22 protein-coding genes and 1 other RNA gene are annotated in these 21,225 nt (G+C 59.0%); 19 read left to right on the top strand and 4 right to left on the bottom strand.

The window, feature by feature from the left end:
• The first annotated feature begins 153 nt into the window (after window positions 1–153).
• From rplM to OKC42_RS07965, 7 genes are all read left to right on the top strand, one after another.
• Window positions 154–582, top strand: a complete 429-nt coding sequence (rplM, locus tag OKC42_RS07995) for a 50S ribosomal protein L13 (RefSeq protein ID WP_005336289.1) — start codon at window positions 154–156, stop codon at window positions 580–582.
• Window positions 583–597: 15 nt separating this feature from the next.
• Window positions 598–990, top strand: coding sequence for a 30S ribosomal protein S9 (gene rpsI / locus OKC42_RS07990; protein WP_005336286.1), 393 nt, complete (start codon window positions 598–600; stop codon window positions 988–990).
• A gap of 295 nt (window positions 991–1,285) precedes the next feature.
• Window positions 1,286–1,876, top strand: a complete 591-nt coding sequence (gene petA / locus OKC42_RS07985) for a ubiquinol-cytochrome c reductase iron-sulfur subunit (RefSeq protein WP_005336284.1) — start codon at window positions 1,286–1,288, stop codon at window positions 1,874–1,876.
• A gap of 2 nt (window positions 1,877–1,878) precedes the next feature.
• A complete protein-coding gene (locus OKC42_RS07980) occupies window positions 1,879–3,096 on the top strand; it encodes a cytochrome b (RefSeq protein ID WP_005336282.1) in 1,218 nt (405 codons plus the stop codon).
• Window positions 3,093–3,827, top strand: coding sequence for a cytochrome c1 (locus OKC42_RS07975; protein ID WP_005336280.1), 735 nt, complete (start codon window positions 3,093–3,095; stop codon window positions 3,825–3,827). Before OKC42_RS07980 ends, OKC42_RS07975 begins: the two co-directional genes overlap by 4 nt.
• Before the next feature lie 87 nt (window positions 3,828–3,914).
• The gene (gene sspA, locus OKC42_RS07970) at window positions 3,915–4,544 is read left to right on the top strand and encodes a stringent starvation protein SspA (protein WP_005336279.1); all 630 of its coding nucleotides are present in this window, start codon (window positions 3,915–3,917) and stop codon (window positions 4,542–4,544) included.
• Entirely contained in the window at window positions 4,541–4,966 is a 426-nt protein-coding gene (locus tag OKC42_RS07965; RefSeq protein WP_005336278.1) for a ClpXP protease specificity-enhancing factor, read from the top strand. The genes sspA and OKC42_RS07965 overlap by 4 nt, the downstream gene beginning before the upstream one ends.
• Before the next feature lie 43 nt (window positions 4,967–5,009).
• Here OKC42_RS07965 and dolP read toward each other — a convergent pair whose 3' ends face one another.
• The 4 genes from dolP to OKC42_RS07945 are packed head-to-tail and all read right to left on the bottom strand — an operon-like array spanning window position 5,010 to window position 8,293.
• A complete protein-coding gene (gene dolP / locus OKC42_RS07960) occupies window positions 5,010–5,588 on the bottom strand; it encodes a division/outer membrane stress-associated lipid-binding lipoprotein (RefSeq protein WP_005336277.1) in 579 nt (192 codons plus the stop codon).
• 4 nt (window positions 5,589–5,592) lie between these two features.
• Window positions 5,593–6,183 (bottom strand): D-sedoheptulose-7-phosphate isomerase, encoded by a 591-nt coding sequence (locus OKC42_RS07955; RefSeq protein ID WP_005336275.1) that lies wholly within the window; start codon window positions 6,181–6,183, stop codon window positions 5,593–5,595.
• Between the two features lie 9 nt (window positions 6,184–6,192).
• Window positions 6,193–6,564: a YraN family protein gene (locus tag OKC42_RS07950; protein WP_005355127.1), complete on the bottom strand. Its 372-nt coding sequence runs from the start codon at window positions 6,562–6,564 to the stop codon at window positions 6,193–6,195.
• On the bottom strand, window positions 6,506–8,293 hold the full coding sequence (locus OKC42_RS07945; RefSeq protein ID WP_270819420.1) for a penicillin-binding protein activator: 1,788 nt from the start codon (window positions 8,291–8,293) through the stop codon (window positions 6,506–6,508). Before OKC42_RS07945 ends, OKC42_RS07950 begins: the two co-directional genes overlap by 59 nt.
• A gap of 199 nt (window positions 8,294–8,492) precedes the next feature.
• Between OKC42_RS07945 and rsmI the strand changes: the two genes are divergently transcribed.
• The 12 genes from rsmI to murG all read left to right on the top strand — a co-directional run bounded on the left by rsmI (window position 8,493) and on the right by murG (window position 21,219).
• Entirely contained in the window at window positions 8,493–9,326 is an 834-nt protein-coding gene (rsmI, locus tag OKC42_RS07940) for a 16S rRNA (cytidine(1402)-2'-O)-methyltransferase (protein ID WP_270819419.1), read from the top strand.
• A gap of 156 nt (window positions 9,327–9,482) precedes the next feature.
• Window positions 9,483–9,869, top strand: an RNA gene (gene rnpB, locus OKC42_RS07935) — RNase P RNA component class A.
• Between the two features lie 442 nt (window positions 9,870–10,311).
• Complete coding sequence (gene mraZ, locus OKC42_RS07930; RefSeq protein WP_076493172.1) at window positions 10,312–10,770, top strand: division/cell wall cluster transcriptional repressor MraZ; 459 nt, start codon at window positions 10,312–10,314, stop codon at window positions 10,768–10,770.
• Complete coding sequence (rsmH, locus tag OKC42_RS07925) at window positions 10,771–11,709, top strand: 16S rRNA (cytosine(1402)-N(4))-methyltransferase RsmH (RefSeq protein ID WP_270819418.1); 939 nt, start codon at window positions 10,771–10,773, stop codon at window positions 11,707–11,709. It begins immediately after the preceding gene.
• Window positions 11,710–11,712: 3 nt separating this feature from the next.
• Window positions 11,713–12,027: a cell division protein FtsL gene (gene ftsL, locus OKC42_RS07920; protein ID WP_005336166.1), complete on the top strand. Its 315-nt coding sequence runs from the start codon at window positions 11,713–11,715 to the stop codon at window positions 12,025–12,027.
• On the top strand, window positions 12,024–13,778 hold the full coding sequence (locus tag OKC42_RS07915) for a peptidoglycan glycosyltransferase FtsI (RefSeq protein WP_005336163.1): 1,755 nt from the start codon (window positions 12,024–12,026) through the stop codon (window positions 13,776–13,778). The genes ftsL and OKC42_RS07915 overlap by 4 nt, the downstream gene beginning before the upstream one ends.
• A complete protein-coding gene (murE, locus tag OKC42_RS07910) occupies window positions 13,711–15,243 on the top strand; it encodes a UDP-N-acetylmuramoyl-L-alanyl-D-glutamate--2,6-diaminopimelate ligase (RefSeq protein ID WP_270819416.1) in 1,533 nt (510 codons plus the stop codon). Before OKC42_RS07915 ends, murE begins: the two co-directional genes overlap by 68 nt.
• On the top strand, window positions 15,240–16,595 hold the full coding sequence (locus OKC42_RS07905) for a UDP-N-acetylmuramoyl-tripeptide--D-alanyl-D-alanine ligase (protein WP_100646874.1): 1,356 nt from the start codon (window positions 15,240–15,242) through the stop codon (window positions 16,593–16,595). The genes murE and OKC42_RS07905 overlap by 4 nt, the downstream gene beginning before the upstream one ends.
• Window positions 16,589–17,671: a phospho-N-acetylmuramoyl-pentapeptide-transferase gene (gene mraY, locus OKC42_RS07900; protein WP_005356635.1), complete on the top strand. Its 1,083-nt coding sequence runs from the start codon at window positions 16,589–16,591 to the stop codon at window positions 17,669–17,671. Before OKC42_RS07905 ends, mraY begins: the two co-directional genes overlap by 7 nt.
• A gap of 4 nt (window positions 17,672–17,675) precedes the next feature.
• Window positions 17,676–18,959: a UDP-N-acetylmuramoyl-L-alanine--D-glutamate ligase gene (gene murD, locus OKC42_RS07895; RefSeq protein WP_005336156.1), complete on the top strand. Its 1,284-nt coding sequence runs from the start codon at window positions 17,676–17,678 to the stop codon at window positions 18,957–18,959.
• Entirely contained in the window at window positions 18,956–20,137 is a 1,182-nt protein-coding gene (gene ftsW / locus OKC42_RS07890) for a cell division protein FtsW (RefSeq protein ID WP_005336154.1), read from the top strand. Before murD ends, ftsW begins: the two co-directional genes overlap by 4 nt.
• Window positions 20,137–21,219: an undecaprenyldiphospho-muramoylpentapeptide beta-N-acetylglucosaminyltransferase gene (murG, locus tag OKC42_RS07885; RefSeq protein WP_005355117.1), complete on the top strand. Its 1,083-nt coding sequence runs from the start codon at window positions 20,137–20,139 to the stop codon at window positions 21,217–21,219. Before ftsW ends, murG begins: the two co-directional genes overlap by 1 nt.
• The last annotated feature ends 6 nt before the right edge of the window (window positions 21,220–21,225 follow it).

Raw genomic sequence — 21,225 nt, 5'->3', positions numbered from 1 at the left:
ATAATCGCCCGGCCCACGTTACAGCTGTCGATAAGACAGCAACACTTTAAGCTTTACTTGTATTCGAAGGGGTACAGGTAGGCCATCGTTTGTTGTTTGTGGGAGAGCCCCCATAAGCAATTGGGTCTGTAACAGGTAATTGGGTTTAACTTAATGAAAACTTTCGTTGCCAAGCCAGAAACCGTAAAACGTGACTGGTACATTGTGGACGCAGAAGGTAAAACTCTGGGTCGTATCGCAACCGAGATCGCTGCTCGTCTGCGTGGTAAGCACAAAGCTGAGTACACTCCGCACGTTGACACCGGTGATTACATCATCGTTGTAAACGCTGAGAAGGTACACGTAACCGGTAAGAAATTTACCGACAAAATGTACCACGCTCACTCCGGTTTCCCGGGTGGTATCAAGTCAATCAGCTTCGACAAGCTGATTCAGCGTAAACCGGAAATGGTAATCGAAGCAGCCGTCAAAGGCATGCTGCCGAAAGGTCCTCTGGGCCGTGCCATGTTCCGTAAACTGAAAGTTTACGCAGGCGCCGAGCATGCTCATGCTGCTCAGCAACCTCAAGTACTGGATATCTAATCGGGAACTGGCAACATGGCAGAAAATCAATACTACGGTACCGGCCGTCGCAAAAGCTCCACTGCTCGCGTATTTATCAAAGCGGGTAGCGGCAAGATCGTAATCAACCAGCGCTCCCTGGAGCAGTACTTCGGCCGTCCGACTGCCCGCATGGTAGTTCGTCAGCCGCTGGAACTGGTTGAGATGACCGAGAAACTGGACCTGTACATCACCGTTAACGGTGGTGGCATCTCCGGTCAAGCTGGTGCGATCCGCCACGGTATCACTCGTGCTCTGATGCAGTACGACGAAACCCTGCGTTCCGAACTGCGTAAAGCTGGCTTTGTTACTCGTGATGCCCGTAAGGTTGAGCGTAAGAAAGTTGGTCTGCACAAAGCTCGTAAGCGTCCGCAGTACTCCAAGCGTTAATTCGCTTTTGGTACTCACTCTTTCGAGTGTCAAAAAAGCCTGGCAACTGCCAGGCTTTTTTTATTGGTAATATTACCGACATCAATGCTAACCACGCGTCACAAAAGACAAAAAATTGTTTCTTTATTGTTTTCATTGCTCACCGCTCTTTCTTGTCAAGTTGTTATCTTTTCTTTAAAATTTCCCCTGTTTTCTGTGGCAATTGTAAATCCAGCTTCCGCCGCTGTTGTCACGGGAAAAATGGGGAACAGGGACACTATAAGAATGTGCGGAGTCCACATGGGAGAGTTTTTGGATGAGCAATGCGCCAGTTGATACCGGTCGCCGCAGATTTCTTACCTGGTCAACGGTTGCCGTTGGTGGGGTAGGAGCTGCGTTTACCGCAGTGCCGTTTATAAAGTCATGGAATCCGAGCGCCAAGGCCAAAGCAGCCGGTGCGCCGGTTGAAGTCGATATCAGCAAGTTGGAACCGGGTCAGCTCATCCGTGTCGAGTGGCGAGGCAAGCCTGTCTGGGTGGTGAAACGCACCAAACAGACGCTGGATGCCTTGGCCGCGCATGATGACAAGCTGCGGGATCCCTCATCTGAAGAGCCGCAGCAGCCTGACTATGCCCATAACGGGTACAGATCGATCAAGCCCGAAATTTTTGTCGCGGTCGGTATTTGCACCCACTTGGGGTGTTCACCTTCCTATCTGCCTGACAGCTTTGGCGAGCAGGTGCAGGGCGTTACGTCCGGCTTCTTCTGCCCGTGTCATGGCTCCAAGTTCGACATGGCCGGCCGTGTGTTCCAGGGGGTGCCTGCACCGCTGAACCTGGTCATTCCGCCCTATCAATTCATTAATGACACCACCATCCAGGTCGGTGCCGATGGCAAGGAGGCCTGACCATGTTGAGTAAACTGATGGGCTGGATCGATTATCGATTCCCGCTCACGGCCATGTACAACGACCACATGGCCAAGTATCCGGCACCGAAGAACCTGAACTTCTGGTACTTCTTCGGCTCGCTGGCCATGCTGGTGCTGGTTAACCAGATCATCACCGGTATCTGGCTGACCATGAACTACAACCCCTCCGCGGAAGGTGCGTTTGCCTCCGTGGAGTACATCATGCGCGATGTGGAGTACGGCTGGCTGCTGCGTTACATGCACTCAACCGGCGCGTCTGCATTCTTCATCGTGGTTTACATGCACATGTTCCGCGGCATGATCTATGGCTCTTATCAGAAGCCTCGTGAGCTGCTGTGGATCTTCGGCATGCTGATCTTCCTGGTGCTGATGGCGGAAGCCTTTATGGGCTACTTGCTGCCCTGGGGTCAGATGTCATTCTGGGGTGCCCAGGTCATCATCTCGCTGTTTGGCGCCATTCCGGTCATCGGTGACGATCTGACCCTGTGGATCCGTGGTGACTACGTGATCTCCGGTGCGACCCTGAACCGCTTCTTCGCGCTGCATGTCATCGCGTTGCCGCTGGTGCTGGTGATGCTGGTTGCCATGCACATTCTGGCGCTGCACGAAGTGGGCTCCAACAACCCGGACGGTATCGACATCAAGAAGCACAAGGACGAAAACGGCTGGCCGCTGGATGCGGTGGCGTTCCACCCTTACTTCACCGTCAAGGATATGATCGGTGTCGCTGGTTTCCTGTTCTTCTTCTGCGCCATCATCTTCTTCAAACCGGATATGTGGGGTTACTTCCTCGAGAAGCCGAACTTTGAAGTGGCCAACGGCCTGAAAACCCCGGAGCACATTGCGCCTGTGTGGTACTTCACGCCGTTTTACGCCATTTTGCGGGCGGTGCCTGACAAGCTGCTTGGCGTCATCATGATGGGTCTCTCCATCGTGGTACTGTTCCTGCTGCCGTGGCTGGATCGCTGCAAGGTGCGCTCGGTGCGTTATCGCAGCATGCTGCACAAGCTGAACATTGCCCAGTTTGTGGTCTGCTTTATCATCCTGGGGGTGTTGGGGGTGTTGCCATCGACGCCGACGTTGACGCTGGTTGCCCAGATCTGTTCACTGGGATATTTCGGGTTCTTCGTCCTGCTGTTCTTCTATAGCAAGAATGAAAGCACCAAGCCGCTGCCGGAGAGGGTGACATTTAAATGAAAAGAATAATATTTGCAGTGCTGACCCTGCTGCCATCTCTGGTATTTGCAAGTGGCGGAGCTGTTCATCTGGACAAAGCCAATTACGATCTGAGTGACAAGGCATCGCTGCAACGCGGCGCGGCCACCTTCATGAACTATTGCGCCGGATGCCACTCCACCCAGTATCAGCGCTATAACCGGGTCGCAGAAGATCTCGGGATCCCCGAAGATTTGATGAAAGAGAACCTGATTTTCACCGGCGCAAAGGTCGGTGATCTGATGAAGAGTGCCATGTCAGAGAAGGATGCCGCCAAGTGGTTTGGTGCGCCGCCCCCCGATCTGACTCTGGTTGCCCGGGTGCGCGGTGCAGACTGGATCTACACCTATCTGCGTTCCTTCTACGTGGATGAGACCCGTCCGTTCGGGGTGAACAACGCCGTGTTCCCGTCCGTGGGCATGCCCCATGTGCTGGAGCCGTTGCAGGGAACCCCCCGTGCCGAGTTCGCTACTCACACGGTCGACGGAGTGGAAACCCAACAGGTTGTCAGCATCAAATCTGACGGTAATGGTGAAATGGATGACGAAGAGTATGATCAGACGGTACTGGATCTGGTAAACTTCTTGGTCTACTCGGCTGAACCGGTACAACAGGAGCGTGAACGTATGGGCTTCTGGGTGCTTGGTTTCATCGTGATCTTCTTCATCTTCACTGTGCTGTTGAAGAAGGAATTCTGGCGCGACGTTCACTAAGCGACCAGATCCGGGTAATATAATGCACGGCAATGAAGACCAAGATGCTTCATTGCCGTTTCTGCTTTTTAATGACGGGAGGGTTCAATGGCTGTAGCTGCCAATAAGCGTTCGGTAATGACGCTGTTTTCCGGTGCCAACGATATGTTCAGCCATCAGGTGCGTATTGTCCTGGCGGAGAAGGGTGTTAGCGTAGATATCTGCCAGGTTGATCCAGCCAATCTGCCGGATGAGCTGGCCGAGCTGAACCCGTACAACTCTGTACCGACCCTGGTTGATCGTGAGCTGGCACTCTACACCTCGCGCATCATCATGGAGTATCTGGACGAGCGCTTCCCGCATCCGCCCCTGATGCCTGTTTACCCGGTTGCCCGTGGTAACAGCCGTCTGATGATGCACCGCATCGAGCTGGACTGGTACTCCCTGGCCGACAAGATCATGGCTGGTACCGATGCTGAAGCGGCACGCAACGAACTGCGTGACAACCTGCTGGCCATCGCGCCGATCTTCGGTGAAATGCCCTATTTCATGAGCGAAGAGTTCGGTCTGGTGGATTGCTACATGGCACCGCTGCTGTGGCGTCTGCCGAGTCTTGGTATCGACCTGACCGGTCGTGGTGCCAAAGAGCTGAAGGCCTACATGGTTCGTCTGTTCGAGCGTGAGTCCTTCCAGGCTTCCCTGACCGAAGCCGAACGCGAGATCCGTGCTGGCGTATGAGCATGGAACCGACAATGACACCGAGCCGCCCGTACTTGTTACGGGCGTTCTTTGACTGGTTGCTGGACAACGATCTGACCCCTCATTTGGTGGTCAACGTCAACATTCCCCATGTGATGGTGCCGATGCAGTTTGCTCAGGACGGGCAAATTGTACTGAATATCGCGCCCCGAGCCGTGATGCAATTTCACATGGATAACGAGGCTATCAGCTTCAGTGCCCGCTTTGGCGGGGTCTCCCAGCAGGTTTACATCCCGATGGCGGCCGTACTGGCTATTCATGCCCGGGAGAACGGCGTGGGCACCATGTTCCCGCCTGAGCCGGGTTACGATATCTGGCTGGAGCAGGCCGAAGCGCCGGTGGAGCCTGAGCCGGAACCGCCGCGTCCAAGCGGTCGTCCGACCCTGAAGGTGATCAAATAAAAAACGCAGCCGATTGGCTGCGTTTTTTTATGTGCGGTCGAGCTTAGTTCTGGGCGAACTCGAAGGCCTTGATCACGCGCTTCACGCCGGTGACATGGCGGGCGATGTTGACTGCCTGCTCTCCCTCTTGGCGAGTCACCAGACCAATCAGGAACACCTCGCCGTTCTCGGTGACCACCTTGACCTTGGTGCTGTCGAAATTCTTGGTGCCGAACATGTCGGCTTTCACCTTGGAGGTGATCCAGGAGTCATTGCTGCGAGTGGTGAAACTGGCAGGTTGGCCGATGCGCAATTCGTTGTAGACGTGGCGAACCCCTTCGATGCGACTGACAATTTTGCCCGCCTCAATCTTGTAAACGTCAGAAGGTGTCTGTCCGACCAGCAGGACGCGGCCATTGTTGCTGTAGACGCTGATCTTGCTGGCTGCGCTGAGTGGTTTGTTGTCGGCCAGCAGATTGGCCGCTTTCAGCTCGATGGTCTGGTCATCCCACTGCGCGCCCAGCGTCCGGCGATCGCCAGAGGCCTTGGCAGTCCCTGCGGCGCCGCCAACAACCAGGGCTGCGCAGCCTTGCAGCAGCAGGGTGCTAACCAGCAGACCGAGCAGGATAGTGTGCTTTTTCATGGTTTCAATCTTCCTGTTGCGGGAAAAGTGTCTGGTCGATGAGATCACACAGGCAGTGCAGGGTCAACAGGTTCACTTCCAGAATGCGAGGGCGACGGGCGGAGGGAACACGGATCTCCACATCGTTCGGGCCGAGCAGACCTGCCATTTCGCCACCGTCCCCCCCGCTCAGCACCACTATGGTCATGTCGCGGGAGAGGGCAGCCTCGGCGGCCTTGATCAGGCTGCGGCTGTGGCCAGAGGTGGTGATGACCACCAAAATGTCGCCAGGCTGGCCCAGCGCGCGGATCTGCTTGGCGTAGACCTCTTCAAAACCGTGGTCGGTGGCGATGGCGCTGATGGTCGCCATGTCCGGGGTCAGGGCCATGCCGGGCAGGGAGGGGCGCTGGGTCTCGTAGCAGTTGACCAGCTCGGAGATGAACAGTTGCGCCAGTGCGGCAGAAGGACCGTTACCGCATGCCAGCACCTTGTGGCCATTGAGCAGGCAGATGGTGATCATCTGGGCTGCAGTATGGATGGCATCCGGCAGCGCCTCGGCGGCGGCTATCTTGGTCTGGATGCTTTCGGTGTAGTTCTCTTTGATGCGGTCAGTCATAGGGTCCTCTTAAAATGCGTTCTGGATCCAGGCTGGCTGGTCGCCCTCGAACGCAATCACATCGAATCGGCAGGCCTGATTGGCCTCGTTGATGGCATGTTGCTTCAAATAGTGGCGCGCTGCCAGCATGATCTTGTGCTGTTTGCTGCGGGTGACCGAGCTGGCGGCCCCGCCATGGCTGCCGGTGGCCCGGTAGCGCACCTCAACAAACACCAGGGTCTGGCCCTGGTGCATGATGAGATCTATTTCACCGCCACGACAGCGGTAGTTGCGAGCTACCGGTTGCAGGCCCCGAGCCTGCAACCAGCGTTCAGCGACTTGTTCAAAGTGCTGTCCCTTGCTCGTTGGTGAGGGGAACAGGCTCGGCAACTGCTGGCGCATCCGTTTCCATAGTTCCTTCATTGGAGGGCTCCTCCAGTTGCTGAACGGCGTTCTCGTCGACCAGCTTGCCGTTCTGGTAAGTACCCCAGCTCAGCATCCGCACGATATTGCCCTGAGCATCCACGCTCAGCTGACCGCTCATGCCGGCCTGCTGCATGCCGCCTACCTTGCGCATCTGCTGTAGGTTCTCTGCCAGACTGACGGCATCGTAGCCCATGGCAAACAGACGCAGCAGGTCGCCATGGGTCTGCGGCCAGAGCAGGGCGATCTGCTCGCGCTGTTTCTCGTAGCCGCCCAGCAGCAGCGGCATATCGGCGATATGCATGCCGTTGAGCTCGGAGGCGACCTCGGTGGCTGCGCTGTCGTAGCCACGGGAGCTGGTGTAGATGGGCAGGCTGCCCATCGGATTGACCGAGACATCCACGTAGGGCTTGATCATCCGGGTTTCCAGGCTGTTGGCCACCACATAAACGGCATCGATGCTGCGCGGTGCGGCATCAGAGAGTTGCACTACCTCGCCAGCACGGGCGGTAGAGCGGCCGCTCAGGGCATTCTTGACCATCCCCTGCACTTCGTTGCGGGCACCGAAGGTGGCTACGACCGGCTTATCCTGGCTCAGGGTGGCCCAGCTCTGCTCGAACGCCTTGATACTGCTGTAACCGATCCGTCCCTGGGCGGCGATCAGCAGCGGTTTGCGGTAGCCTTGGGTGTAAAGGTACTGGGCTGCCTGGGCGGCATCTGCGGCGGCAGATAGGGAGAAGTAGTAGGTGGTGTCGTTGACGACCGGCTTGTCCAGCTCGTTGAGCGCCAGTACCGGCACGGTCGGATTGGCCTTGAGCAGCTCCTCGACCCTGTCTTTCAGCAGCGGGCCGATGATCATGTCTGCCCCTTCCTGAATCGCCTGCTTATAAAGGTCGCCGGTCGACTTGCTCTGGGTGTCGTAGAAGTTCAGGGTGAATTGCCCCTGATTTTCCTTATAAGACATCAGCATACCGTTACGGATGGCGGCGCCCTGCGGCTCCAGATTGCCGGAGAGGGGCAGCAGCACAGCGATCTGTTGCACCGAGGTGCTGGCAGTGGCAGCCAGATCGCCCAATCCTGCCGGCATATCCTTCTGGGCCGGATGGTTGGGGAAGTCGCGCTTCCAGCCTGCCAGTTGGCGGGCCAGCAGGTTCGGCTGGGCGCCAAACTCGTTGACCAGTGCCGCCAGTCGTAGCCAGCCGGTGGTCACATCAGGGGCCGGAGCCTCTTCCAGCGCTTGCAGGGTGGAAGGGGTCATACTTTTGAGCAACGACCAGATTTGCTGATGGTTGGTCGCCTGCTCGCTCTGATTGAGGTAGGGCTCCAGTGCAATCAACGACTTGGCTGCGCCAAACTTGTTGTTGATGTCGAGCTGTAGCACTACGCGCTGGCGATACCAATCCTTCTGGGTATCGGCATCCAGCACCACCTCGGGTTTGCCTTCCAGCAGGATCAGCGCCTGATTGGCGTGGCCTTGCGCCAGCAACAGATGGGCTTGCAGCAGTTGCAGCTGCGCCTTCTGAACGGGATCCTTGGCCTGCTTCTGCAATTGCTGGAACAGTGCCGAGGCCGGTTTGGCCTGGCCCAGCGCCAGATAGCTGCGTGCCGCCAGCATCTGCCAGGTAAAGGCCTCGGCCGGCTTGGCGGGGTCCACCTGCTCAAGATACCACTGGGCATTCTTGGTCAGATTGGAGAACGCAGAGGGCATGCCTGACGGCCCTGACGGTTGATTGGGCTCCGACGCACAGGCGGCGAGCAGTACTGCCGCGAGTATGATGCCGAAGAGTCGTGATACACTTAGCTGCTTTGTAACCCGGTTCAAGTTCATTCCCCGACCAGTGTTGAAGTTCCCCATAGTGTAAACGGGCCAATATGGCGACACAATTGTCGGGGCACTCGGAGATCCCATGAGTGACATCCCAACCCTGTATATAGTCCCCACTCCGATCGGTAATCTGGCGGACATCACCCAGCGTGCATTGGATATTTTACGCAGTGTCGATCTGGTGGCCGCCGAAGATACCCGTCATACCGGTATCCTGCTCAGCCACTACCAAATCTCGGTGCCGACCTTCGCCCTGCACGATCACAACGAGCAGCAGAAAGCCGATGTGCTGATCGGCCGGATCAAAGAGGGCAAGAGTGTTGCGCTGGTCTCCGATGCCGGCACCCCGCTCATCAGCGACCCCGGTTATCACTTGGTCACCCGCTGTCGTGAAGCCGGGGTCAAGGTGGTGCCGCTGCCCGGCCCCTGTGCCGCCATCACGGCGTTAAGCGCGGCCGGTCTGCCCACCGATCGATTTGCCTTTGAGGGCTTCCTGCCCGCCAAGAGCAAGGGACGTGACGATCGCCTGCAAGCCGTTATTGAAGACACCCGCTCGCTGGTGTTCTACGAATCCCCGCGCCGTGTGCAGGATACAGTGGAAGCGATTGCTCGCATTCTCGGTGAGCGTCAGGTGGTGGTGTGCCGCGAGCTGACCAAGACTTTTGAGTCGATCCACGGTTTGCCAGCTTCCGAAATGCTGGCCTGGCTTAGTGAAGATGACAACCGCTGCCGCGGCGAGATCGTGCTGGTCGTGGCTGGCGCCTCCAAAGATGAAGAGGATCTGCCAGCCGAGGCGATCCGTACTCTGGGTCTGCTGGTGACCGAACTGCCACTGAAAAAAGCGGCCGCCCTGACCGCCGAGATCCATGGCGTGAAGAAGAATGCCCTCTATAAATACGGTCTCGAGCACTATTGAGTCGGTTAATAGGTCGTCAGACTATTTTTTGACCTGAGCAATCCCTTGTATCGACAATCAGTCAGCCTGTAAACGGGGGCCAAAGCGCGATAAATGGCTGTAAACGGGAATTGCCGGTTTACCCCGTGCGTATCGCAAGGCTATAATCCGCGCCTCGGAGTTGGCTGGGCAATCGCTGCTTCGTCGTTGTGTCCCTCGGGACAGACGGGCGGAGGGGAGGAAAGTCCGGGCTTCACAGGGCAGGGTGCCAGGTAACGCCTGGGGGGCGCGAGCCTACGACCAGTGCAACAGAGAGCAGACCGCCGATGGCCCGCAAGGGATCAGGTAAGGGTGAAAGGGTGCGGTAAGAGCGCACCGCGCGACTGGCAACAGTTCGTGGCACGGTAAACTCCACCCGAAGCAAGACCAAATAGGCCCCTATTGGCGCGGCCCGCGTTGGGGGCGGGTAGGTTGCTTGAGCCAGCGAGCGATTGCTGGCCTAGAGGAATGATTGCTACCCGGGGCAACCCGGTACAGAACCCGGCTTACAGGCCGACTCCGACCTCATTCCGAAGAGCCCCGCGATTTATCGCGGGGCTCTTTTTTATGCATGAGAAAATATGGCTTCGTTGGCAGGATATTTTCGACCTTGTCATTTTGAATGAAATTATATGTTTTAAATCAATCGAATAGTTTCGTATTTGGCACGATGGCAGCGATAGATGGTGATAGAACCGAGGATGGTTGTTCGCACCCACATATTGTGTATGTTCTCAGTTCATTCACTTATTTCAATTAATCACCAGAGTTTAACGCCAAATAACTTGTGGAAAATCAACCTACTCAATCCGCAGCATGCAATTGCTGCGTCAATATGTTCCCTCTGTCCCATCTCCTTGCTTGAAAAGCCCCCTGCACGTCCTTAAACTTCAAGGTGGGGAAAAGTGGATCAAAGTGGTTTTTAGAGGGGCAATCTGCCTGCTCACTCACCTTCAGGGACTGCAATTTGTTGCGTGGCGCTCATGCCATCAGCCTGGACAGTAAAGGGCGGCTGGCAATTCCGACCAAATTCCGTGATTGGCTGCGCGATGAAAGCGACGGCCAGCTGGTCTGCACCATCGATATTGCCCATCCCTGTTTGCTGCTTTATCCCCTGAATGAATGGGAAGAGGTCGAGCGCAAGCTCAAGACTCTCTCCAGCATGAATCCGCAAGAGCGCCGTTTGCAGCGCCTGCTGCTGGGACATGCAACCGAATGCGAGCTGGATGGCAATGGCCGTCTGCTGCTCAGTCAGCCACTGCGCAGCCATGCGGGGCTGGACAAGAAAATCATGCTGGTGGGCCAGCTCAACAAGTTTGAGTTGTGGGATGAAGCCCGCTGGCAACAACAGGTCAATGACGACATCTTGGGTCTGCCCGGGGACGATTGGGCAAGCTCACCACGACTACAGGATTTCTCTTTATAAATGACCCAAGCCGCTGAACACATCACAGTGCTGCTGCACGAAGCCGTTGAAGGTCTGGCTATCAAGCCGGACGGTGTCTACGTCGACGGTACTTTTGGCCGTGGTGGTCATTCTCGTCTGATCCTGCAGCACCTTGGCCCCAATGGCCGCCTGATCGCCATCGACCGCGATCCCCAGGCTATCGCCGAAGCGGCCAAGATCCAGGATCCCCGTTTCGAAATCGTGCACGGCCCCTTCTCCGGCATCGCCTCCTATCTGGATGAGCGCGGTTTGCTGGGCAAGGTGGATGGCTTCCTGCTGGATCTGGGGGTCTCTTCACCCCAGTTGGATGATGCCGAACGCGGCTTCAGCTTTATGAAAGATGGTCCGCTCGATATGCGGATGGACCCCACCTCCGGCCAGAGCGCTGCCGAGTGGCTGGCCAAGGCCGATGTGGATGACATCGCTTGGGTGCTGAAGACCTTCGGTGAGGAGCGTTTTGCCAAGAAGATCGCCCGCGCCATCGTGCACGACCGAGTGACCGAGCCTTATGTGCGTACCCGCCAACTGGCGGAGATGATTGCCCGGGTCAATCCGAGCAAGGAGAAGGGTAAGCATGCGGCAACTCGCAGCTTCCAGGCCATCCGCATCTATATCAACAGCGAGCTGGACGAGATCGAAACCGCGCTCAACGGTGCACTGGAAGTGCTGGCACCATATGGCCGTCTGTCAGTGATCAGCTTCCATTCGCTGGAAGACCGATTGGTAAAGCATTTCATCCGCAAGCACGAGAAGGGGCCGGAAGTGCCTTACGGCATTCCGTTGACCGAGGCCCAGCTGGCTGGCGGTCGCAAATTGAAGTCGGTCGGCAAGGCACTCAAGCCTTCTGATCATGAAGTATCTGAAAACAGCCGGTCACGCAGCTCGGTGCTGCGGGTTGCCGAACGGCTGGCGGAGTAAGCGATGAGCGAAGTGCGTGTTCATCTGGCCAAGGAGATCGTTGCCGATCTCTGGCGGCACAAGCTGCAGATTTTTCTGTCGGTCGCCGTGCTGGTGACCGCGTTTGCCGTGATCCTGGTGACCAACATGACCCGTGGTCTGACGGCCAAGCAGAACGATCTGATGGCGGAAGAGGATCGCCTCAATATCGAATGGCGCCACCTGTTGCTGGAACAGGGCACCCTGGCTGAACACTCCCGGGTGGCGAGTCTGGCGATGGACAAGTTGCAGATGGGTCGTCCGCTGGTGACCACCGAGAAGGTAATTACCCAACCATGAAACGCAAGGCTACAGCCAAAGCTGCCAAAGCGAATGTCAAAGCGCCATCGATCTATCCGTGGCGCTTTCGCACGCTTGCGGTGTTTATCGGCATCGCGTTTGTGGGTCTGATCCTGCGTCTGGCCTGGATCCAGGTAATCAATCCGGATCGTCTGCGTCAGGAAGGGGACATGCGTTCCCTGCGTACCACCTCTACCCAGGCGGTGCGCGGCATGATCACCGATCGCAACGGTGAGCAACTGGCAGTATCGGTACCGGTCGAGGCGGTCTGGGCCGATCCCAAGACCGTGCACGAATCCGGCGCCATCAATAACGAGCGAGCCTGGCTGGCGCTCTCCGCCGTGCTCAAGCTCGACATCAATACCCTCAAACACCGCATCGCCAACCCCAGCAAGCGTTTCGTCTATCTGCAGCGTCAGGTTACTCCTGCAGTGGCGGAATATATCAAGGGGCTCAAGCTGGGTGGCGTCTACCTGCGCCCTGAAGCACGCCGCTTCTACCCGACCGGCGAGATCAGCGCCCATCTGGTGGGGGTGACCAACATCGATGGCAGCGGTATTGAAGGGATTGAGCGCAGCTACAACGAGTGGTTGACGGCGACACCCGGCGAAATGCGGGTGCGCAAGGATCGTCAGGGGCGCGTCATCGAGCGGCTTGGCATCGTCAAAGAGGGCAAGAACGCCAACGATCTGCAGCTCAGTATCGATCAGCGGGTGCAGGCTCTGGCCTACCGTGCCCTCAAGCGGGCAACTGACGAGAACAAGGCGACCTCCGGCTCCATGGTGATGCTGGATATCAAGACCGGTGAAGTGCTCGCCATGGTCAACACCCCCTCCTATAACCCGAACAACCGCGGCCAGTATCAGAGCTTCCGGGTACGCAACCGGGTGGTGACCGATACCTACGAGCCGGGTTCGACCGTCAAGCCATTGATTTTGCTCAGTGCCTTGCAGGCAGGTGTCACCAGCTGGAAAGATTTCATTCCCGGTGGTCCGCTCTTTATCGGTGCCAAGCAGATAAAGGACGTCAGTATCCACAAGGCGACCAACCTCTACGATATCCTGCGTTACTCCTCCAACATCGGTATGTCGCGCATTGCGCTGCGGATGCCGGCGCAGGAGATGATCAATACCCTCAGTATGTTCGGTTTCGGCATGGATACCGGCAGCGGGCTGATGGGTGAGAGCAGCGGCATGTTGCCCCAGCGTCGTCGCTGGTCCGATATCGAGCGGGCGACCCTCTCGTTCGGTTATGGCCTGCGGGTCACCCCGCTGCAGCTGGCCTCCGCCTACGCCACCCTGGCCAACAAGGGTAAACGGGTGCCACTCTCCATCGTCAAGGTGACTACGCCGCCCAAGGGTGAGCAAGTTATTGATCACAACAACGCCGCTGCCATGTTGCAGGCGCTGGAGTACGTGGTCGACAACGCCATTCCAAAAGCCAAGATCCCGGGCTATCGGGTTGGCGGCAAGAGTGGTACTGCCAAGGTCGCCGTCGCCGGTGGCTATGGCAAGGATTACATGGCCTGGTTTGCCGGTTTCGCACCCGCCAGTGATCCCCGTTTCGTCATGGTGGTGGTGATCAACGAGCCAAAAGGCAGCGCCTATTATGGCGGCGCCGTGGCGACCCCACCGTTTGCAGAGGCCATGGGCGGGGTGCTGCAGCTCTTCAATATTCGTCCCGATGCGGTGCCGCCAGCGGTGCCCACCAAACTTGCCCGTACGGAGGCTTCTCTTGTCCCGCGCACTTGATGTATTACTGCGCCCCTTCGGTATCCAGGCGCCGGCACTCACCCTGACCGATATCCAGCTGGATAGTCGGCGGGTTGTCCCCGGCTCGCTCTTCGTGGCCATTCGTGGTCATCAGATGGATGGCAGACGGTTTATCGAACAGGCGGTGGCTCAGGGAGCGACCGCTGTTGTGTTTGAGGAGGATGGTGAATTTATCGCGCCAGCGGTTTCCGTTCCCTGTATCGGGATGCGGGAGCTGCCCATTCACCTCTCTGCGCTCTCCGGCTATTTCTACGACCAGCCAGCGAAAAAACTGGCGCTGGTCGGGATCACCGGCACCAACGGCAAGAGCACTACCGCGTTGCTGGTCGCCAACTGGCGCACCCTGCTGGGTGGCAAAGCGGGTGTGATGGGCACCATCGGCAACGGCCTGTTTGGCAATTTGATCGAAGCGGAAAATACCACCGGCAGCGCCGTGCAGGTGCAAGCCAATCTGGCTGCGCTGCAAGCGCAGGGCGCGGATCTGGTGGCGATGGAGGTCTCCAGCCACGGTCTGGTACAGCACCGCGTGGCAGCTTTGCCCTTTGCCGCCGCTGTCTTCACCAACTTGAGCCGGGATCACCTCGACTACCACGGTACCATGGAAGCCTATGGCGCGGCCAAAGAGCAGCTGTTGCAGCTGGTCGATGAGTCGAATGCGGTGATCAACCGTGATGACGAGCTGGGTGCCAAGTGGATCGAAAAATACCCGACAGCGGTGGCCTTCAGTGTGGATGGCCCGATTGAACACCATTCTGGCCGTCAATTAACGGCGCAGCAGCTCGATTTTCACCAGCAAGGTTTTCGCGCGCAGATTAACTCCAGCTGGGGGAATGGTGTATTATCCGCCCCCTTGCTCGGGCGCTTCAACGTCAGCAATGTGCTGGCCGCGATGGGTGTGATGCTGGTGCTTGGTTACGACTTCAACGAGCTGCTGGCGACAGCGCCTCAATTGCAGCCGGTGACCGGCCGCATGGAGTGTTTTGGCGGTGGCGATACGCCGCTGGCGGTGGTCGATTACGCCCACACCCCGGATGCACTGGAGAAGGCATTGCAGGCCCTGCGGGTGCATTGCACAGGGCAGCTCTGGTGCTTGATTGGCTGTGGTGGCGACCGCGATCGCGGCAAGCGCCCCATGATGGCCGCCATGGCCGAGCAGTATGCGGATCGTGTGATCCTGACCGACGACAATCCCCGTACCGAGGAGCCGGCCCGGATCATGGCCGACATGGTGGCGGGTCTTCGCGATCCTGCTGCGGTGCAGGTGGAGCACGACCGGGTCAAGGCGATTGTGCTGGCCATTGGTCAGGCGAGTAAACAGGACATCATCCTGGTGGCCGGTAAGGGTCACGAGGATTATCAGATCATTGGAACCGACAAGCGGCACTACAGCGACCGGGAAACCGTCGCGGCCGCCTTGCACACATTATTGGAGTCATTCAAATGATGACCCTCAGGCTTGCCGAGCTGGCGCAGGTACTCGATGCCCGTCTGATTGGTGACGACGGCGAGATCACCGTCGTCAGTACCGACACCCGCACTCTGGGCTCGGGTGCCCTGTTCGTTGCCCTGCGCGGCGAGCGCTTCGATGCCCACGATTTTTGCGAGCAGGCTGTTCAGGCAGGGGCCTCTGCCCTGCTGGTCGAGCGTGAGCTGCCGCTGGCCATCCCCCAGCTGGTGGTGACCGACAGTCTGAAAGGACTGGGCCGACTCGGCAAACTGGTGCGCGAGCGCATCAACCCGAAAGTGCTGGCCATTACCGGCAGCTGCGGTAAGACCACGGTGAAGGAGATGGCAACCTCCATCTTGCGCAACGAAGGGGAAGTGCTGGCCACCGCTGGCAACTTCAACAACGAGGTGGGCGTGCCGCTCACCCTGCTGCGCCTCGAGCCGCAACACCGGTTTGCAGTGATGGAGCTGGGTGCCAACCATCCGGGCGAGATCGCCTGGACTACCTCGCTGGCCAAACCCGATGCCGCCATCATCAACAACGTGGCGGCGGCCCATCTGGAGGGCTTCGGCTCGCTGGAAGGTGTGTTCCACGCCAAGAGCGAAATTTTTGAGGGCTTGAGCGAGGGCGGCACCGCCATCGTCAATGCCGACAACGAATTCTGGCCGAAGTGGCGGGAACGCGACATTCAGTGCGCCTTCTCCATCGACGATCAGAGCCAGCCGTTCCACGCGCGCAACCTTGTGCTCAACGAACAAGGCTGCGCCGAGTTCGTGATGGTGACCCCGCAGGGTGAGCTGAGCCTGACTCTGGCTATCCCGGGTCGCCACAACGTGGCCAATGCGTTGGCTGCCGCCGCGGGCTGTCTGGCCCTCGGCGCATCCCTCGGCTCCGTCAAGGCGGGGGTGGAGCAGATGGCGCCGGTCAAGGGGCGCTTCTGCGTGCAGCGCTGGGGCGGTCTGACTCTAGTGGATGATACCTACAATGCCAGCGTGGAGTCCGTGCTGGCGGGCATCGATGCCCTGACCGCCATGAGCGGCTTCAAGGTGCTGGTGTTCGGTGATATGCGGGAACTGGGTGAGGAGTCTGCCGAGCAACACGCCCGGGTTGGCCGTCATGCCCGCGAGCGCGGTCTAGATGCCGTGCTGACAGTGGGGGAAGAGAGTCGCCACACCGCAGATGCCGCGGCTGGCCGACATTTCGATAACAAGGCGTCGTTGTTTGAAGTGCTTGCGCAAATGATAAATACACATCAGGAAATTTCGATTCTGGTCAAGGGGGCCCGTGGCTCCCGCATGGAAGATATCGTCGAGATGGTCAAAGGCCATCAGGAGTCAGCCACATGCTAGTCTGGCTGGCCGAACTGCTCACCCCGCACTTCACCTTCTTCAACGTCTTCTCCTACCTGACGTTTCGCGCCATCCTGTCGATCATCACCGGACTGGGGGTTGCCCTCTGGATGGGGCCGCGGCTGATACGTCGCCTGCAGATCCTGAAATTCGGTCAGGTGATCCGCAACGATGGTCCCGAGTCCCACCTCAGCAAGCGGGGCACCCCGACTATGGGTGGCCTGATGATCATTGCTGCGATTTTCACGTCTGTGCTGCTCTGGTGCCGCCTCGACAACCCTTATGTCTGGCTGGTGCTGTTTGTGCTGGGTGCCTACGGCGCCATCGGCTTTGCCGACGACTACCTCAAGGTGGTGCGCAAGAATACCGACGGCCTGATCGCACGCTGGAAGTATTTCTGGCAATCCGCGGTAGCGCTGGCGGTGGCGGTGTTCCTCTATGCGACTGCAACCCATGAGGGACAGACCCAGCTGGTGGTGCCTTTCCTCAAGGATGTGATGCCGCAGCTTGGCCTGATGTTTATCGTGCTGACCTACTTTGTCATCGTCGGTACCTCCAATGCGGTCAACCTGACCGACGGTCTCGATGGCCTGGCCATCATGCCGACCGTGATGGTGGCGGGGGGCTTTGCCCTGATCGCCTGGGCTACCGGTAACGTCAACTTTGCCAGCTACCTGCACATTCCCTACGTGCCCTATACCTCCGAGCTGGTGATCGTCTGTACCGCCATCGTCGGGGCGGGTCTGGGTTTCCTCTGGTTCAACACCTATCCGGCGCAGGTCTTTATGGGGGACGTTGGTTCCTTGGCGCTGGGCGGCGCGCTCGGCACCATCGCCGTGTTGGTCCGTCAGGAGTTCCTGCTGGTGATCATGGGCGGCGTCTTCGTGATGGAGACCGTCTCGGTGATCCTGCAGGTGGGTTCATACAAGCTGCGCGGCGTGCGGATCTTCCGCATGGCGCCGATCCATCACCACTACGAGAAGAAGGGCTGGCCGGAGCCGCGCGTCATCGTGCGCTTCTGGATCATCACCCTCGTGCTGGTGCTGCTGGGTCTTGCCACCCTGAAGGTGAGGTAAGGCCATGGTCATCATCATCGGATTGGGCAAAACCGGACTTTCCTGCGTCGATTATTTCCTCGGCCGTGGCGTGACGCCACTGGTGATGGATACCCGTGCCAACCCGCCCGGCAAGGATCAATTGCCGCCTGAGGTAGAGCTCATTCACGGTCTCGACGAGGCACTGCTAAAGCAGGCGCACATGATCGTCGCGAGCCCGGGTATCGCGCTGGCGACCCCTGAACTGAAAGCGGCTGCCGAGTGTGGCGTGCAGATCGTCGGTGACATCGAACTGTTTGTTCGCGAGACCCAGACTCCGGTCATCGCCATTACCGGCTCCAACGGCAAGAGCACCGTCACTACCCTGGTGGGCGAGATGATTGCCGAAGCCGGCCTCAATGTCGGCGTGGGTGGCAATATCGGCACGCCTGCGCTGGAGCTGCTCAAGCAGCCGATGGATCTCTGCGTTCTGGAGCTCTCCAGCTTCCAGCTGGAGACCACTCACAGTTTGCGTGCTGCCGCCTCCGTGGTGCTGAACCTCTCAGAAGATCACATGGATCGTTATCAGGGCATGGCCGACTATCGCGCCGCCAAGATGGAGATCCATCAGCACTCCAAACACATTCTGGTCAATCGCGACGATGCCCAGACCCTGCCCGATGTGGGTCAGGTGTGGCAGAGCTTTGGTCTCGACTGCAATGGTTATGGCCGTTGCCTGCTGGATGGTCGCTACTGGTTGACCCTGCACGGTGAACCGCTGCTGGCGGTGGACGAGATGAAGATCGTCGGTGCCCACAATCAGGCCAACGCCCTTGCGGCCATGGCGCTGTGCGATGCGGTCGGTATTCCCCGTGCGGCTCAGCTTACCGTGCTGCGTCGTTTCGAGGGCTTGCCCCATCGTGCCCGCTTCGTGCGAGAGGTGAACGGGGTGCGCTGGATCAACGACTCCAAGGCCACCAACGTGGGAGCCACGCTGGCTGCCGTTGCCGGTGTGCGCGAGTCGGTCAAGGGGCGCCTGCTGCTGCTGGCCGGTGGTCAGGGCAAGGGGCAGGATTTTGGTCCGATCCAGGCGCTGCTAGGCAACCAGATCGATCACATGTACTGCTTTGGTCAGGATGCCGAGGTGCTGCTGGCACTGGGCGAGCAGACCGAACGGGTGGCCGACTTGGCCGCTGCAGTTGCCAAAGCGGCTGCCGATGCCAAGCCCGGTGACTGGGTGCTGCTGGCGCCAGCCTGTGCCAGCCTCGATCAGTTCAAGTCGTTCGAGGTGCGCGGCGATCGCTTCACCGAGATGGTGCTGGCGCTATGAACGCCCTTCGCGCAGCAGCAGGTCTGTTCCAGCGCTGGTTGTTACCGGCGCGTCCTGCCGGTCTCTACGATCGGCAGCTGGTACTGCTGGCGCTCTCCCTGATGGCGGTCGGGGTGGTCATCGTGGCCTCGGCGTCGATCCCCGAGGGGATTGCGCTGGGGGATGACCCCTTCATGTTTGTGAAGCGTCACGCCCTGTTTCTGGTGATGGCGCTCGGTATCTCCTGGTTTGTGTTGCAGGTGCCGATGGCGCGCTGGCAACAGCACAACGGCCCCATGCTGCTGCTGGCGATCTTGATGCTGGTGCTGGTGCTGCTGGTGGGCCGCAACGTCAATGGTGCGGTGCGCTGGTTGCCGCTTGGCCCCTTCAACCTGCAGCCTGCCGAGTTTGGCAAGCTGGCGCTGTTTGTCTATCTGGCCGGTTATCTGGTGCGGCGCCAGAGCGAAGTGCGCGAAGCCTGGATCGGCTTCCTGAAACCGCTGGCGGTGTTTGGGGTGCTGGCGGTCTTGCTGCTGTTGCAGCCGGACCTGGGTTCCACCGTGGTGATGTTCGTGACCTCGTTCGGCATGCTGTTTCTGGCCGGTGCCCGATTGGGACAGTTTTTGACCCTGATCGGCGCGGGCCTCGGTTCGGTGGTGATGCTGATCATCGTCGAGCCCTACCGGATGCGGCGGGTGACCTCCTTTATGGATCCCTGGGCCGATCCGTTCGGCAGCGGCTACCAGTTGACCCAGTCGCTGATGGCGTTTGGCCGTGGCAGCTGGTTTGGCGAAGGGCTTGGCAACTCCATCCAGAAGATGGAGTACCTGCCGGAAGCGCACACCGACTTCGTGTTTGCGATCCTCGGTGAAGAGCTGGGTTACGTCGGGGTGCTGGGCGCCCTGTTCCTGATTTTTGCGCTGGCGGTCAAGGCGCTCAAGCTGGGGCATCGCGCGCTGGTGGCAGAGCGGCTCTATGACGGTTATCTGGCGATCGGCATTGGCATCTGGTTCAGCTTCCAGACCTTTGTTAACGTCGGCGCGGCCAGCGGCATGATGCCAACCAAGGGCTTGACCCTGCCGCTTGTCAGTTACGGTGGTTCCAGTCTCATCATCATGTCGGTGGCGGTGAGCATGTTGATTCGAATCGATTTTGAGTTGCGTCAGGCGACAGCCCAGGCGCGCGTGCGGGAGGTTTAGTGAGCAAGACTCTGTTGGTGATGGCAGGTGGTACCGGTGGGCATGTGTTCCCCGGTCTGGCCGTGGCCGATCGCCTGAAGGCCCAGGGCTGGACTGTCCACTGGCTCGGCACTGCCGACCGGATGGAGGCGGAGCTGGTGCCCGCCCACGGTTATCCCATCTCCTTCATCGATATTCAGGGGGTGCGTGGCAACGGCATCAAGCGACTGCTGGTGGCGCCCTATCGCATCGTCAAATCGATCCTGCAGGCGCGTCAGGTACTCAAGACCGTTCGCCCTGATGTGGTGCTCGGCATGGGCGGTTTTGCTTCCGGCCCGGGTGGCGTGGCGGCCTGGTTCTCCGGTATCCCGTTGCTGCTCCATGAGCAGAATGCTGCTGCAGGCATGACCAACAAGTTGCTGGCCCGTATCGCCAGGCGGGTGTTGATGGCATTTCCGGGCGCCTTCGCGCCGAGCCGTCGCACCGCCGTGGTCGGTAATCCGGTGCGTCCCGAAGTGGTCGCCCTGCCGGATCCGCAACTGCGTAGCGGAGATGAGCCACTGCATCTGCTGATCGTGGGTGGCAGTCTGGGAGCGCGGGTGCTCAACGAGCAGGTACCTGCTGCGGTGGCGGCATCCGGCGTGCCCATTGAAGTGCGTCACCAGTGTGGCAAGGGCAATGCTGAGGCCGTCTCTGCTGCCTATGCCCAGCACGGCATCAATGCCGAGGTGAGCGAATTTATCAAGGATATGGCCAGCGCCTACGCCTGGGCCGATCTGGTGGTCTGCCGTGCCGGTGCCTTGACTGTTTCCGAAGTGGCTGCCGCCGGTGTGGCCGCCATTTTTGTGCCACTGCCCCATGCGGTGGATGATCACCAGACTCGTAACGCCCTGACCCTGGTCGACGGCGGTGCGGCCGAGTTTCTGCCCCAGTCCGAGCTGAATACCGCATCGCTGGCGGCACGCCTGACCTGGCTGGCTGGTCGCAGGGAGACCCTGTTTAACATGGCGAAAGCGGCTCGCCGCGTCGCCATCACGGATGCGGCCGAGCGGGTTGCCGATGAGTGCAAACAGCTCGCAACCGGGCAGCGTGGTAAAGATTGATGAGCA

Origin of the sequence: Aeromonas sp. Y311-2 (assembly GCF_027706025.1) — a bacterium.
In the GTDB taxonomy this organism is placed as follows: domain Bacteria; phylum Pseudomonadota; class Gammaproteobacteria; order Enterobacterales; family Aeromonadaceae; genus Aeromonas; species Aeromonas veronii.
The sequence above is the reverse complement of the archived record's forward strand: the minus strand, read 5'-3'. Positions and strand labels throughout refer to the sequence as shown.

Coding starts and splice junctions, on each gene's coding strand:
- rplM (WP_005336289.1), top strand. CDS start 154: ATGAAAACTTTCGTTGCCAAGCCAGAAACCGTAAAACGTGACTGGTAC.
- rpsI (WP_005336286.1), top strand. CDS start 598: ATGGCAGAAAATCAATACTACGGTACCGGCCGTCGCAAAAGCTCCACT.
- petA (WP_005336284.1), top strand. CDS start 1,286: ATGAGCAATGCGCCAGTTGATACCGGTCGCCGCAGATTTCTTACCTGG.
- OKC42_RS07980 (WP_005336282.1), top strand. CDS start 1,879: ATGTTGAGTAAACTGATGGGCTGGATCGATTATCGATTCCCGCTCACG.
- OKC42_RS07975 (WP_005336280.1), top strand. CDS start 3,093: ATGAAAAGAATAATATTTGCAGTGCTGACCCTGCTGCCATCTCTGGTA.
- sspA (WP_005336279.1), top strand. CDS start 3,915: ATGGCTGTAGCTGCCAATAAGCGTTCGGTAATGACGCTGTTTTCCGGT.
- OKC42_RS07965 (WP_005336278.1), top strand. CDS start 4,541: ATGAGCATGGAACCGACAATGACACCGAGCCGCCCGTACTTGTTACGG.
- dolP (WP_005336277.1), bottom strand. CDS start 5,588: ATGAAAAAGCACACTATCCTGCTCGGTCTGCTGGTTAGCACCCTGCTG.
- OKC42_RS07955 (WP_005336275.1), bottom strand. CDS start 6,183: ATGACTGACCGCATCAAAGAGAACTACACCGAAAGCATCCAGACCAAG.
- OKC42_RS07950 (WP_005355127.1), bottom strand. CDS start 6,564: ATGCGCCAGCAGTTGCCGAGCCTGTTCCCCTCACCAACGAGCAAGGGA.
- OKC42_RS07945 (WP_270819420.1), bottom strand. CDS start 8,293: ATGCCCTCTGCGTTCTCCAATCTGACCAAGAATGCCCAGTGGTATCTT.
- rsmI (WP_270819419.1), top strand. CDS start 8,493: ATGAGTGACATCCCAACCCTGTATATAGTCCCCACTCCGATCGGTAAT.
- rsmH (WP_270819418.1), top strand. CDS start 10,771: ATGACCCAAGCCGCTGAACACATCACAGTGCTGCTGCACGAAGCCGTT.
- ftsL (WP_005336166.1), top strand. CDS start 11,713: ATGAGCGAAGTGCGTGTTCATCTGGCCAAGGAGATCGTTGCCGATCTC.
- OKC42_RS07915 (WP_005336163.1), top strand. CDS start 12,024: ATGAAACGCAAGGCTACAGCCAAAGCTGCCAAAGCGAATGTCAAAGCG.
- murE (WP_270819416.1), top strand. CDS start 13,711: ATGCGGTGCCGCCAGCGGTGCCCACCAAACTTGCCCGTACGGAGGCTT.
- OKC42_RS07905 (WP_100646874.1), top strand. CDS start 15,240: ATGATGACCCTCAGGCTTGCCGAGCTGGCGCAGGTACTCGATGCCCGT.
- mraY (WP_005356635.1), top strand. CDS start 16,589: ATGCTAGTCTGGCTGGCCGAACTGCTCACCCCGCACTTCACCTTCTTC.
- murD (WP_005336156.1), top strand. CDS start 17,676: ATGGTCATCATCATCGGATTGGGCAAAACCGGACTTTCCTGCGTCGAT.
- ftsW (WP_005336154.1), top strand. CDS start 18,956: ATGAACGCCCTTCGCGCAGCAGCAGGTCTGTTCCAGCGCTGGTTGTTA.